The organism is Actinomyces wuliandei, from assembly GCF_004010955.1.
Classification (GTDB): domain Bacteria; phylum Actinomycetota; class Actinomycetes; order Actinomycetales; family Actinomycetaceae; genus Actinomyces; species Actinomyces wuliandei.
The window spans coordinates 2,797,493-2,811,526 of sequence record NZ_CP025227.1; the positions used below are offsets into that span (position 1 = coordinate 2,797,493).

Annotated in this window: 10 protein-coding genes; all 10 read right to left on the bottom strand. The window is 72.7% G+C overall.

Annotated elements, in window-relative coordinates:
- Positions 1–23: 23 nt before the first annotated feature.
- The 10 genes from CWS50_RS11545 to CWS50_RS11590 all read right to left on the bottom strand — a co-directional run bounded on the left by CWS50_RS11545 (position 24) and on the right by CWS50_RS11590 (position 14,004).
- Positions 24–2,183, bottom strand: coding sequence for a DUF6571 family protein (locus tag CWS50_RS11545; RefSeq protein ID WP_127842910.1), 2,160 nt, complete (start codon positions 2,181–2,183; stop codon positions 24–26).
- A 66-nt stretch (positions 2,184–2,249) separates the two neighbouring features.
- Positions 2,250–2,525, bottom strand: coding sequence for a hypothetical protein (locus CWS50_RS11550; protein ID WP_127842911.1), 276 nt, complete (start codon positions 2,523–2,525; stop codon positions 2,250–2,252).
- Positions 2,526–2,597: 72 nt separating this feature from the next.
- Positions 2,598–7,547 carry an FtsK/SpoIIIE domain-containing protein gene (locus CWS50_RS11555; protein ID WP_127842912.1) on the bottom strand — a complete coding sequence of 1,650 codons (4,950 nt, stop codon included), beginning with the start codon at positions 7,545–7,547 and terminating at the stop codon, positions 2,598–2,600.
- Between the two features lie 40 nt (positions 7,548–7,587).
- Positions 7,588–10,305, bottom strand: a complete 2,718-nt coding sequence (locus tag CWS50_RS11560) for a LysM peptidoglycan-binding domain-containing protein (protein ID WP_127842913.1) — start codon at positions 10,303–10,305, stop codon at positions 7,588–7,590.
- A complete protein-coding gene (locus CWS50_RS11565; protein WP_243118323.1) occupies positions 10,302–10,847 on the bottom strand; it encodes a pilus assembly protein TadG-related protein in 546 nt (181 codons plus the stop codon). Before CWS50_RS11565 ends, CWS50_RS11560 begins: the two co-directional genes overlap by 4 nt.
- Positions 10,844–11,272: a TadE/TadG family type IV pilus assembly protein gene (locus CWS50_RS11570; RefSeq protein WP_243118324.1), complete on the bottom strand. Its 429-nt coding sequence runs from the start codon at positions 11,270–11,272 to the stop codon at positions 10,844–10,846. Before CWS50_RS11570 ends, CWS50_RS11565 begins: the two co-directional genes overlap by 4 nt.
- Positions 11,269–11,706 (bottom strand): TadE/TadG family type IV pilus assembly protein, encoded by a 438-nt coding sequence (locus tag CWS50_RS11575; RefSeq protein ID WP_243118325.1) that lies wholly within the window; start codon positions 11,704–11,706, stop codon positions 11,269–11,271. The genes CWS50_RS11570 and CWS50_RS11575 overlap by 4 nt, the downstream gene beginning before the upstream one ends.
- A 171-nt stretch (positions 11,707–11,877) precedes the next feature.
- Entirely contained in the window at positions 11,878–12,099 is a 222-nt protein-coding gene (locus CWS50_RS11580) for a hypothetical protein (protein WP_127842914.1), read from the bottom strand.
- A 136-nt stretch (positions 12,100–12,235) separates the two neighbouring features.
- Positions 12,236–13,162: a type II secretion system F family protein gene (locus tag CWS50_RS11585; protein ID WP_127842915.1), complete on the bottom strand. Its 927-nt coding sequence runs from the start codon at positions 13,160–13,162 to the stop codon at positions 12,236–12,238.
- Positions 13,159–14,004 (bottom strand): type II secretion system F family protein, encoded by an 846-nt coding sequence (locus CWS50_RS11590; protein ID WP_243118326.1) that lies wholly within the window; start codon positions 14,002–14,004, stop codon positions 13,159–13,161. Before CWS50_RS11590 ends, CWS50_RS11585 begins: the two co-directional genes overlap by 4 nt.
- Between the last annotated feature and the right edge of the window lie 30 nt (positions 14,005–14,034).

A 14,034-nucleotide genomic window follows, 5' to 3' on the forward strand; every position in this document is an offset into this window, starting at 1 on the left:
GGACCACGCACCACGACCACCCCTCACCGCCCCCTCGGTGCAGGAGGGTTCCCGCTGCCGGGACAAGCGTCATCATGTCCCTCGCGGTACTCACCGGCAACTCTGTCAGTAATGTCGGACAGCCCAGGCCTGCCGTCGGAGGGCAGGACCCCGCCGATATCGGCCAGGGCCTGGTACTGCTCGTCACTGAGCACCGAGAGGTCCTCCTCCTGAGCATCAGAGACAGCCTCGATGAGGACGTTGCCAGACGGGTCCAGCACCGAGCTCACGTCGCTGCTGGCCCCCCGCACGATCTGGACCATCTCGTCGTCGGTGTAGAGCCCGCTACGCAGTAGGGTCAGCGTCGTAACGACCTCGCTGAAGGTCTCCCTCTCCACGTAGTGCTGCTGGTTCCGGCTCCTGGCCTCCGCCTCCTGGCCCGCCAGGGCGCTGCTGGCCGAGCTGCTGGCCGCATCTACCACCCGGGACTTGGTAAAGCTCGCCGCAGCGTCAATGAGCCCGCCAGCCCCCGGAGCAACGGGGATGAGGCCAGCCAGGGCGGCAGCCGTGTCAACATAGGCCTGCACACGCTCGTCAGCGTCAGCGCCGACCTGCTCGCCGGTCCTGGCCACCGCACCCCGGAAGAACCCATCAGTCCGTCCCTGCTCCTGAAGGATCTCCGCAAAGGACTCGTAGCCCTGGCTCCCGTTCTTGATGTCCTCGACCACCACAGCGACACGCTCGTTGTTGAAGGCGGTCAACGAGGCCTGCAGATCAACAGTCACGCCATCGTCCTGCCCCACCTGACCCAGCAGGTTCGACAGAGCAAGATGCGACATCACAGGCTGCTCAGGAAGATCAGCAGACCACGACGCCTCCGGGTTGGGAAGCATCGTGAACCCAGCCTGATCACCCTCGACCGAGCAGGTCACCCCCAGGGGATAGCGCGCCAGGGTCTGGCCTACCAGTGCCCTGCCCATGCCCGACAGGACCAGCGCCTCACCGCTCTCACCCACACCGTTGAGCACCCCCGAGACCACAGCAGCAGTATCCTTGCCGTTTATACCGTCCTCGCCCCCATTGACAGCGGGACTGGTGGCCGACACGGCGTCGGCGATTCTCAGCCAGTCATCGGTCCACTGGTTGTCCCCGATGTCGTCATAGCCCATCAGCTGACCGATACGGTCAGCCGTGTCCGTACTGTCTACCGAGCCCCCCGAGTCAACCGGCGCCAGCCACTGCCTGGCGGCCTGGGGGTTGGCGGTCATGGCGGTCACGACCCCCTGGAGGGAGTTGAGCGAGCCGTCCGCCAGGGCCGGGCCGATCACCTGCCTGGCATACGTGCCGACAGGAGTCTGGGCACCACGCTCAGCGGCGTAGACGTCCAGCGCCCCCTGGTCGACCTGCTCCATCCTGGCCCCCAGCGCGGTCAGGAAGGCCGTGCCGAACACGACCTCACCACCCCCCTGACCCACGCCCAGCATCTCGTTGACCACGGTGACCCTCCCGTAGTCCCCCTCACCGTCCACACAGTCCCCGATCTCCTCAGCCACCTCACGCGCCCTGTCCTCCCCCCACGCCCGGGACGCCCCAGCCAGGGCACGCCCCAGCAGACCAGCCAGCTCCACACCCGCACCCGGGCGCTCGTTCACCTGCCCGTAGGCGCTGTCACGAGTCACGTAGTCCTCAGCCTCCAGCGGCAGACCCGTCAGCCCCTCACCACCCACCTGGTCAACCAGCGCCTGCGCATAGGCAGGATCCCCCTCCACACCCGCCCTGACCGAGGCCAGCACCTCCTCGTAGGACCGCCCACTACCAGGCACCCCACCACCCACCAGCTCCTCCAACTCACGACCATCAACCACACCCTGGCCCCAGTCGGCCAGCTGCCGGACCGACTCGATGGTCACGTCGTCAGGAATCGTGCACGTGATGACACCCTCGGCGTCCATGGCAGCGACCCCGTTCTCATTGAGCTCGACAATCGTGTCCTTGACCCCGCGGACATCCTCGGCGCACGCCCGCAGGTTGTTCGCGGCGTTGGACGCACTGAGAGGGAAGAAGTCGATCCCCTCATAGGGGTCACCCAGCTCCTCCGACCTCTGGTCGATGCTCCTGCGCGCCTCGTCGCACCTGTCAGCCACCGAGAACAGCTTGTCAATCTGGACCTGAAGCCTCTCAGGATCAAGAAAAATCGTGGCCACGTCACCCTTACCTCCTTAACTTCACGCGGGCTGCGGCAGGCCGGGACCCACCGACACGGCAAACCCTCACGACAGGCCGTCAATAGCCGCCTGGATGTCATCAGCCAGGCCCGTGAACACCTCAGCCAGGCCCTGGACACCCTCCCTGACCGCATCAGCCTTGTCATCAGCCAGCGGACCGCTCCAGGTGTCATCAGCGTTGATCTTGCGCGCCCGGTACTCCCCCGGGGAGGTGCTCGGCCCCCCGACACTCTCAACGAATCCCAGGTACACGTTCTTAGACTCCACAGTCTCCTTCAAAGCCTCCAGGTCCTCCTTCCGGTCCTCATCACTCTCAGACACGGCCACCTGCCCTCCTTCGGACGTCGCACGGGATCACACAGACTATCAGTCACGTAACATATCACGTCACGGTCACTGCCGCGCCCCCTCACCCCCAGCCCCGCCACGCCAGTCCGACCCAGCAGTCCCACGCGCCTCCTGCTGCACCCTAGGCACCTGAACCCAGGACCAGCCCGCAGCAGAGGCAAAGACCGCCCGCCCCCTGGGGGCAGGACCACCCACCGAGCGGGGCAGCCGGACCGACAGCACGTTCCCGTCCTCAGCAGCCCGAGGCGCCAGGACCAGCCCGGTGCGGGTCCTCTTGACCGCTGCCATCAGCCCGCCAAACATCCCCTGGGCCTCATCTACCCCGCACCCCACTAGCAACCCGCCAGCCGTGTCACGGCTGGCGCGCATATGACGCATCATTGCCTGGCACAGTGCGTGGTCATTGCCCAGGACGTCGTAGTCATCAACCACCACCAGGGTGGGCGCGTCGCTCCCGCCCACCAGCCTGTCCAGGTCCTCGGCCCTCGCCTCTGGCCCCAGCACACCGACCACACCCCGGTGGCCCTCAAGCGCAGCCAGCGGCGAGCGCCGAGGCAGCACCAGCACCACCGGTACTCCCGTGCTCAGCGCTCCCTGGACAGCGAACAGCAGCGCGGTGGACCTCCCTGAACGGCGTGGTCCGGCCACCAGGACCGCGTTGCCCACATCAGCCATGTCCACCTGAACCAGCTCCAGAGTGTCCCCACCCACCGCCAGCGGAACAAGTCCTCGGGCCAGCGCTGGCCCCAGTCGGCGCGCCTCGACAGCGCTGATCGTCACCGGCAGGTCGTCCACCCCACCGGGGCGCCGGTGCCGCGGCACCTCGCCCCAGTGGTCCGCCGCCCACCTGGCAGCATCGTGCACGGCAGCAGCCTGGGCCGCCCCCGAGTCGTCCGCCTCCAGCAGGGCCACCTGCACTTCCCGGGGCGCCTCCACCCCGGCCCGGAACCCCCGCCCCGGCGGCATGCCCTGGGGCACCTCACGGGGCCTCATCCCCACCGCCTCGAAGTCCTCGGCCTCAGGCATACGCAGCAGAAGACGGTCCTCCAGGGCCATCCCGAACCGCCCCCGCAGCAGCCGCCTGTCACCGGTGACCACCACCCGCAGCCCCACAGCAGCACCCTCACGCATCAGCGCCTCCACCTGGTCCAGGAACGCTCCCCCGTCGGTGGTCTCGTAGACGGCGGTGAAGGAGTCCCACCGGTCGATGAGCAGCACCAGGTAGGGCAGGCGCTCACCCTCGGGCGCCACCACCCGCTGCTCCGCCAGGGAGGCCAGCCCCCGGCTCGCCAGGTACTGCTGACGACGCGCCACCTCACCAGACAGCAGCGCCAGCAGGCGCCGGATACGGTCGGACTCACCCCGGGTCACCACCGCCCCACAGTGGGGCAGGGACAGGCACGGCAGCAGCGCCCCCGCACCGGCGTCGATGCCGTAGAGGTGCACCTCGGCCGCCGAGGCGCTGCGCGCGATCCCCACGGCCACCAGCCGCAGCAGCGCCGAGCGCCCCGACCTGGGCGCACCCGCCACACCCAGGTGGCCCCCACGCGTGTAGTCCCAGGTCATGGGCCGCTGGTCCTGCTCCCCGGGCACGTCCTCCCGCCCCAGCACCACCGGCGGCAGGAACCCCTCCCCGCGCGGGTCCGGGGCCGCCTCCTGGGCACTGTCCTGGCCTGCCCGCCCCTGCGGGGGCTGCGCCTCCTGGCCGCCTCGCCCCTCCCGCCCCTGACCGCCCTGGTCCCGGGCTCCCTGCCCCCGGGCAGCCACGGCCTCCTCCAGGGTGAGCACCTCCGGCAGGGGCGGCAGCCAGGGACTGTGGGGCGCGAGCCGACCCAGGGACTCATAGGCCTCCCCCACCGCGGTCACCAGGGTGGCCAGGTCGGTGGGCACGCTGGCGTCCTCCTCCACCTCCGGGGCCGCCGCCTCGGGGTGGGACAACTCGGCCAGCGTCAGGGGCAGGGCACGCAGGCTCGCACGCGGCACCGCCCCGGCCGGGCGGCCCCCGACCCGGGAGGACTGGAAGGCCCGCAGGCTGGCGTGCCCCAGGCGCGCCCAGGCCCGCCCCGGGAGGCTGGGCGGGATACGGGCTGCGGCGGAGGCCTCCACCACGTCCTGGGAGTCGTTCTCATCAGTGACCCGCAGCGCGATACGCAGGTTCGTGTTCGACTTGATCTCAGCGGAGACCACCCCGGCGGGCCGCTGGGTGGCCAGCACCAGGTGCACCCCCAAGGAGCGCCCCCGCCGGGCGACGTCCACCAGGCCCTCCACGAACTCCGGCAGCTCAGCCACCAGGGCCGCGAACTCGTCGATGACGATCATCAGCCGTGGCATGGGCTCGTCGTCGGGCCCCGCAGCGGCCACGTAGTCCTCAATGTCCTTGGCGTCGGCCCGCGCCAGCTGGTGCTCACGCCGCCGCAGCTCCGCCCCCAGGGACTCCAGCGCCCGCGAGGTGAGGTGCCCGTCCAGGTCGGTGACCATGCCCACGGTGTGGGGCAGGCGGGCGCAGTCCTTGAAGGCTGCCCCACCCTTGTAGTCCACCAGCACAAAGGTCATCGCCTCCGGGGTGTTGCCCACGCACAGGGAGGCGATGAGGGTCTGCAGCAGCTCGGACTTGCCTGAGCCGGTGGTCCCGGCCACCAGGGCGTGGGGGCCGTGGGCGCTCACGTCCACGCTGAACAGCCCCTCGGCGTCCTCACCGATGACAGCCCGGGTGGTGCGCCCCACCTGGCGCCACCTCTCCAGCACCGCCTGGGCGTCAGGCTCGGGCAGGTCCAGCACGTCCAGCAGGCGCGAGGAGGAGGGCACAGCACCCTCGGCCCCCTGGGTGGAGACGTCGTTGACCGGGGCCAGGCAGCGGGCCAGCCGCTCGCACCAGCCGGGCGGGACCAGGTCGGCCAGGACCTGCTCCACCTCGTCCTTGCCCGTGACAGACACGCTGGCACCCGCCAGGCCCGCCTCCACCACCGCCCGGCACTCCTCGGGCAGCCAGGTGCGGTCGGTGTCCACGCACGCCACGCGCACGCCCACCGACGGGCCAGCGCGCAGCACGTGGACCATGCCGGGACGCTGGCGCAGCGCGTGCGCCCCGTCCAGCACCACCAGCACCTGCTCTGCCGGGACGACCCCCGTCCCGGCAGCCTCCCCCTGCTCACGGCGCGCGTCCACCAGGTCAACCAGCTCGGCCACCCGCCGGGCCACCGACTCCTCGTCCACGCCCACCCGTACCCGCGCGCCCACGCCCTCGGCACCGCGCAGGTGCGGCAGCCACCGCGCCCACTCCCACCGGCAGCGGGCCTCCTCCCCCTGTCCCGGGTCCATGAGGAGCACCATCTCCAGCTCGGCAGGGGAGTGCAGGGCCGCCGCCTGGGCGGTCAACCAGGAGGCCAGCCGGTGGCGGTGCGCCCCGCACACCCCCACCACGCCCGTGCGGGCCACCGGCACCGTCACCGGCACGTCCGGGGCCGTCCACCGCAGCTCCTCCTCGTGCCGGGCACGGTCGGGGTCCTGGAGCACCACGTCACTGGGCAGGTCCGCCGTGCCCACGCGCAGCTCCAGCCAGTCCGGGTCGGTGGGCCGCCTCTCCCACAGGGTGGAGCGCGGCCCCGTGGCACGCAGCAGGACCTCAGCCGGGTCCGGGGAGTCGGCGCGGCGCAGGCGGCGCTCCTCACTCAGCGCCCTGAAGGCGGCCTCCTCCACCTCGCCGCGCTGCTGCTCGTAGCGGCGCAGGTTCTCCCGGTAGGTCCGCCTGGCGCCCGACCGGCCCTGGATGCGGTTGGCGATCATCATGACCGGGGAGAGCACCATGAACAGCAGCGAGTACACCCGCCCCGTGACCAGGTACATGCCCGCCCCCATGACCATGGGCGAGACCATCATCGCGAAGGGGAAGGGCTGCCTGCGCGGCCGCTGGGGCGGACGCGGCAGGGCGAACTCCGTCCTGCGCCCGGGCCGGGCCAGCCTCGGCGGCCGGTTGAAGTCCAGCGTGGTGTCCTCCGGGGTCGGGCTGGTCACCGCGTCCGCCTCCGGCAGCGCCCCCACGGTCAGCAGGGTCCGCCCCACCCGCAGCACCGCCCCCTCCCTCCAGGAGACCTCCCGGGAGACCGGGCGGCGGTCCAGCTCGACAAGGTGGCGCGGGGCGTCAGGGTCCACCTCCTCACGCCCCCGGAGCACGGGCGCGGCCTCCTCCTGCCCACGGCGGCGGCCACGCCTGCCCAGCCCGCGCCTGCCGGCCCCGCCTCTGAGCGTGCGCCTCCTGCGCCTGGTACTGCCGCCGTCCCTGCCCTCACCCGCCTCGTCTGGGGACTCCAGCACCAGCGGCCCGGGCAGGCGGCGACGCCGCAGCGGCGGAACAGGAGCCATGCGCCCGGCCACCTCCGGGTCCACCGACAGCACCACCGCACCGCCCACCCGAACCGAGACGGTAGCCACCACGGCAGCCACCCTGGGCGGCTCCGGCCCCTGCGCCCCCTCCGGGTCCAGGTCCCCCAGGCCCTCCGGGCACTCCAGGGCTTCTCGCTCCGCCAGGTCCTCCAGGCCCTCCAGGGCGATGTCGCAGCCGATCCCGCCCAAGGTGTAGGTGCCCAGGCCCAGCCGGTGGACGGCACCTGCCCCCGACCCCGACACCACCCTCAGCTCGACCACCCCGCCGGGCTCGCCGAGCTCGGCACCCTCCCGCACCGCAGCCCCCAGCCCCAGGACCATCCCGTCGTGGACCGGCCCGCCAGCCAGCAGCTCCCCGGGGTCCAGGAGGGTCGTGCCCGCCCACAGGTCCACGACGGGACCCTCCTGCCTGCGGGCCTGGCCAGCCGAGACCACCAGCCGCAGCGCCGCGCCCCCAGCCTGCCCCTCAGCGGCTGCCACGTCCCCCAGGGGCAGGCTCCTGTCCAGCGCCACCGCCAGGTCCCCCACGGTGGAGTCGCCCTGGGCGGCCACGACAAGGTCCCGGGTCACCGGCTCACCCGCCTGCGGGCGCACCGCGCTCACAAACAGCTGCACGCCACCCGCCTCCTCCCCCGGACCTGGCGGCACCGGCCGCTCACGCGGGCTCCCTGCGCACGCCCAGGCCCGGGGCCAGGTCCTCCACGAGCGCGGCCGTGGCCGGGTCCACCAGCGCCAGGTCCTCAGCACCCGCAGCGTCCAGGAGCGCGTCCACCTGGCACCGCAGCTCCTCGTCTCCTCTCCGGGCGGCCAGGCGCAGCCGGTCACGCCACAGGACCTGGCTAAGGTCCACCACCCGCAGCCCGCGGTCCACAGCCTCGGCCGCGGCGTCGGGGACGCTGTCCCCGATCAGCACGACCAGACGGTGCGCGGCGTCCACCACCAGGGACTCCACCTGCCGGGCCACCCGCACCCGGGCCAGCCAGCTGTACCGCCCTGCGGGCGCGTCCTGCCCCACCGGCCCGTGCACCAGCCGCAGCGCCTCCCTCAGGAGGGCGGCCTCACGCCCGGGCGGGCTGGAGCGCGAGGAGCCCAGCAGGCAGCGCAGCACGTCCCAGTCGGTCACGACGCCCGGCCCCATGACCAGACGTCCCTGTGCGTCCTGACGCAGGTGGGGCACCCCCTGGACGTCGTGGCCCAGCCACCGCCTCAGCCGCTCCACAGTCGCCTCGACCACGTCGCCGGTCACCCCCAGGGGCCACAGCATCGCCGCCAGCGCGTCGGGACGGACCCCCTGCGGGTGCAGGGCCACGCACACCGCCGCCTCCGTCAGCAGGCTGCGGCGGCGCCGCTCCACCGGACCCGCCGCCTCCACCAGGGTGCGTCCCAGCACGTGGACGCGTACCGGGGCGGCCCGCAGGGCGGCGGCGTCCACCGGGGGCCGGGGCGGGTCGGGCACGGGCGGCCGCGTGCTGTCCACGGGGGCGGGAGCCAGGAGCTCGGCCAGCGCGGCGACCTCCTCCCCCGTGGCGCGGGTCGCGGTCACCACCAGGCCCAGCGGGTCGATCCGGGCACTGCCGGAGGCGTCAACCTCGATCCGCCAACGTGAGCCCTGGCTGGCGCCGGCACGCACCAGGGCGGTCCTGCCCCCGGGCGGCAGCGGCAGCGGCACCTCCCCGCCAGCCACCAGCATGACGGCGTTGACAGCCCCCGGCCGTGGCCCGCTGAGCACGGGATCGCCACCGGGCGCACGCGAGCCGCGTACCAGGTCCTCAGGGGAGTGCAGCCTGCCGCCCAGCATGTCGTGCAGGGCGGCAGGCAGCCCCGCCCCAGCCACCACCACCTGGGAGGACCAGGGGTTGGTGCACAGCTCCAGGGCCAGCGCCCCCACCACCTCGGCAGCCATGGCGGGGTCCCCGGTCACGCAGATGTCACCGTCGGCGGAGGCCAGGTCGATGAGGACGTCGGCCCCCTGGGCGTCACGCCCGATGGTGACCAGCCCGGGCACCAGAGGCGGGGCCGCGCCCGGCTCGGGCTCCTGGCCCGCAGGCAGCACCCAGGTCAGGCCCTGGTTGCGGACCTGCCAGGGGGCGGGTGCCTCAGGCAGGGGCCGAGGCAGGTGCAGGAGGCAGGACTCGTCGCTGAGGACCACCGCGTAGGGGCGTGGCACCGGGGACAACCCGCCCAGCCCCCGCAGCACGGCGTCCAGGCGGCGGGACCGCTCCGCGTCCGCCCCCACCCGCAGGAGCCTCTCCAGCTCGGCCGCGTCCTGACCCACCTCCCCGGCCAGCCCCAGGCGCCGCCTGCGCACCAGCAGGCCCACCAGGGCGGCCGCCAGCAGGCCCCCGACGGCGGGGACCCGGGCGGGGGCGACATCATCAGCACTGGCAGCACCGCCACTGCCGCTCATGCCGTCAGCACCGTCAGGGCGGCCAGCCCCCTCCTGGGCACCGGCGCCCTGCTCCTGGGAGGCGCCGTCGCGCTGGGACGGGGCGGGTGGCGCCTGCTCCCGGACCGGGACCGCCACCACCCGGTCCACCGTCTGCGCGGACTCCGGCATGACCAGCAGCCACCCGGGCTGGATCAGCCGGGCCAGCTCCAGACGGCGGCCGTCAGGCTGCTCCCGCCCGGCGTTGAGCTCGTAGACCTGGCTGTAGGCGCGGCCCTCACCCAGGGTCCGCTCGGCGATGTCCCAGAGGTTGTCGTGGTAACGGCCCTGCGGCGGCTGGACCACGTAGACCCGCTGGCCCACGAGCTCGGCGCCGGTGCCAGGGTCCAGCTCGACGTCACCCACCATGTAGCGCACGCCCTCCTGGGGCTGACCCGTCTCACCCTCCTGGCCTGAGGCAGCAGCCTCCTCCGCTGCGCCGGAGGCACTGGCCGCGGCGCCGCTGTCGGCAGCGGCCACCGCCGGGAGGGAGGGCTGCGGGGCAGCAGCCACCACGGGTCCGGCCACCGTGCCCAGGGAGGTCAGCAGCAGGGTGGAGACCACCAGGCGGCGCACCACTGACTGGGTCAGGCCGGACAGCGGCAGATGCCTGGGCACTCCCCGACCGCGCAGGGCGGAGGCCGCCTCGACCACGGTGCACACCGTGAACTGCAGCCAGGCCAGCCACGCCGCCCACACCAGCAGGTCCACGAGTGTCCCCACGGTGACGGCCCGGGTCAGCACGGAGAGGTCAGGCTCCTGTGGCACCGGGGGCAGACCCGCCGTGAGCACCAGGAGGACAGGGACCCCGGCCACCACCGCCACCAGGACGACGGCGGACAGGAGGCAGCGCCACACCGGGGCGCGGTAGCCTCCCTCGGGCACCCGGAAGCGCTCGGGGCCCCGGGGCTGGTCACGGGTGTGCTGGCGGGTAGCCGAGAGGCTCACAGGTCGCCCTCCTCGTAGATTCCTGTCGCGGTACGCGCCTCACCGGTGGTGGTGACGTGGACCGAGCGCAGTCCCACCAGGCGCAGCATGGCGGTGGGCACGTCACGCTCCACGGTCACCGTCACCGTGCTCGGACCCACCGAGACCTCCGAGCTGCCCGACAACCCGACACCTGCCAGGTAGGAGCGGGCCGCCAGGCCTGCCGCCCGGGTGTCCAGGGTGACCTCGCTGCCCTGGCGCACGCCGTGGTCCGCCAGCTGCTGGGCACCGGACCTCGCAGCCTGCTCCGCCTGGTCGGTCAGGGTGGCGCGCGCGTTGAGCACGCGACCGCCCTCAATGCACAGCCCGGCCAGGAGGAGCAGCACGGCAGCGATGACAACGACGAAGACGGACAGGGAGCCGCGCTGGCGGCGCAGACCGCTCAGCTCAGTTCCGTCTCCCCTCTCCGCCGTCGTCACTGCCACCACTGTCATCCTCCTCACCGTCATCCCTGCCACTGTCGTCGCCCCCGTCACCCCTGCCACCAGGCTGGCCGCGCTCATCGGGTCCCCCTCCACGTGTCCACCGGTGCCGTGGACTCGGCGGTGACGGTGGTGGTCCCGGGCAGGAAGACCAGGCCCAGGTCGGACAGACGCACCCGGCAGCCCACCCCCACCGTGACCGTGCCCCCACGCCCGAAGTCCGCGTCAACAACCCGTGCCGAGCACTGGGCGCGGGCGGTGTCCGCAGCGGCCAGGCTCCGGGCGGCCGCAGCACGGGCCTGGCCGGTGGAGCGCTCCATGGAGGCCGCCCGGGCAGCGTCACGGGAGGCTGCCTGGACCATGCCCTCGGCGGAGACCATCCTGCCCCCGGCCACGGCCAGCAGCACCATCACCAGCAGGACCGGGACCAGGACGACCATCTCCACCGACAGCGTCCCCCGCTGCCCGTCGAGGCCGTCTCCCCGGACAGGTAGGCGTGGTCTCACAGGTCCTCCCGGAAGGTCTCGCGCTGCGCGGTGACTGAGGCGTGGACGCGCGGCACCAGGCCTGCCAGGACAGTCATGGCCTCGCCCTCGACGTTGACCACGACCTCCTGGCCGGTGACGCTGACGTGCACGTCCAGGTCGGTCAGCGCCCTGCCCCCGACCTGGTGGGCGTAGCGGCGTCCGTCCTCCCGCGCGGAGGCGACCTCGCCACCGTTGCGTACCTCGCGGGCAACCTCACGGGCCGTCATCATCGCCACCTCGTTGCCGTACCAGCTCAGCGCGACCTGGACGGTCAGCAGGATGATGAGCATGAGCAGCGGGAAGAAGACCAGCAGCTCGACGCTGGAGGCGCCCTCCTGCCCCCGCAGCCGCCCCGCCAGGACGCGCAGACGGTGCCGTGACTGCACGGCCTGGGCACCCGGTGTGTCCGGCACGCCATGTCCTCCCCTCATCATTTTCCCCGTCTCTCTTCCGGCTCTCTTCCGTCACTGCCCCTCCTGTCTCTGCCTGCGGCGCCTGCCCGGAGCCTCTTGACAGCGCCCGTGGGCCAGGGGAAGGAGGTTGCGTGCCCAGCCCCATCGATCGAGCGCTTCCGAGCGCCTGCCTCAGGTGAGGGAGGGCAGCTGCAGGTTGCTGGAAGCGCCGTCAACCATGGCGTAGATGGCTCGCCCCACCACGGCGGCCAGCACGATGAGGAACCCGGTGATGATGACCCACTCAACGGTGGACACGCCCCTGTCGTCGTCGGGCAGGTGCCGGGCGGTCTGGGTGAGGTGGTCACGCAGGCCTTGCGCGACCACCTGGAGCGTGCACAGCAGCTGGAGCATGGGTTGCCCTCTCTTTCTGTGTCGTGTTTCTGTGCCGTCTTTTCTGTGCCGTCTTCTGGACTGTCTTTCTGGAGCGTCTTTCCGGTGCTGTCCTTCCGGGGCGCCTCTTCCCGGGGCGGTCCGGGTACTGACGGTGTCACAAGGTGCTGCCCATAATTCCTCTCAGCGCCGGGTAGACGAGGAACACGATGAACCCCATGGCGATGACGAGCTGGGCCACGAGCATGGACTCAGAGCCCTCTCCTGCCCTGCTCTCAGCGTCGGCCAGGTCCCTGCGGCGCATGCTGGAGGCCCGTGCCGCCAGCGACTCGCGGATCTTGGCCCCGTCCTCCGCCACCAGAGCCAGGGCGGCGGAGAGGTCCCGCAGCTCGTCAATGCGCAACTGGGTACCCAGCTGGCCCAAGGCTGCCCAGGGGGTCTCCCCGCGCAGCCGGGCCACGGCCAGGGCGTCACGGATACGCACGATCGCCGGGTCGTCGCACAGGGCGGAGGCGGCGTCCAGCGCCTCGGGCACGCCGCGCCCCGCCGACAGGGACATGGAGACCAGATCCAGGTAGGAGCCCACCACGTGGCGGAAGTCCCTGCGGGCCTCCTCGGCCTGGCTGCGCAGGCGCAGCGTGGGCAGCGCCAGTCCCGCCAGGCCCAGCACCAGGCTGACGACCACGGGGACGGACCAGCCCAGGGGCACCCCCATCAGCTGCATGAGGCCGACGACCAGGAGCGGGGCCACTAGGGCACCCAGGCCCACCAGCACGGAGGTCACCAGGTGACGCTCCAGGGAGCGCCCCACCACGGCCAGGTCCGCGTTGAGGGAGAACAGGTCGGTGCCCAGCCGCCGGACCACGGCGGCGGCGCGGATACCCAGCACGTCCACCCACTCGGGCAGCGCGACCTCCCCGGGGCCGAGGCGACGCACGTCGCGGCGCAGCCGCTCCTGGTCACGCCGCGTGTCCAGCTCGGCCAGCCCGGCAGCCGGCTGGACGGCAGGAGGCAGCAGGACCAGGAGCAGGAGCAGCAGGCCCGCCCCGCTGAGCGCCCCGCCCAGGAGGACCCAGGTGATCACGTGCGCTCACCCCCGTCCTGGCCAGCGGTCACGGTCAGGAACCGCCGGGGCAGCCGGACCCCGGACAGGCGGCGCATCCACAGCATCCCGGCAGCGAACAGACCGACGACCACCAGGAGCACCAGCTGGCCCTGGGCGGACTCGTAGGGGGCCACAAAGCTCCGGTTGAACAGGGCCAGCCCCAGCATCACCACCACGGAGAAGATGATGACGATCTGGGCGGAGCGACGGGTCCCAGCGCGGGACGCCGACACGCGCTGACGCATGTCCAGCTCGGCACGGGCGGTGTCCGCCAGGGCGCCGAGCAGCTGGCGCAGCCCCGGCCCGCGCAGGCGGGCGTTCATGATGAGGGCGGACACGATGAGGTCGGCGGTGGGGTCGTCGAGGTCGTCGGCAAGCTGGCGCAGCGCCGTAGGAAGAGGAACCCGCACCCGCATGCGGTCCGCCAGGAGGGCCAGGTCCTGGCGGATGACCGGGGCGGCGGCGTGGACGGTGGCGGGGATAGCCTGCTCCAGGCCCACCGCCCCGGCGATGGTGTCCCTCAGCGACTCCGCCCACGTGGCCAGCGCCTCGATCCTGGCAGCTGCCAGCCTCTCCTGCCTGGCCCCGCCGAACAGCAGCGGCCACACCCCCACCAGGCAGGCCGCCGCCGCAGCCAGCACCACCCAGCGCGTGAGCACCAGGACAGCCGCCCCGGCGCCTGCGGCCAGGAGGACACGGCGGGACAGCCCGGCCAGGCCTGCGGGCGACGCCACGGAACCACTCACCCTGGCAGGCCGCAGGTCGGCGCCCACAAGGTAGCCGACCAGGAGGAACAACCCTCCCCCGATCAGCGCCCGCACAGGACCGCGACACCCACCACCGTCTCGCTG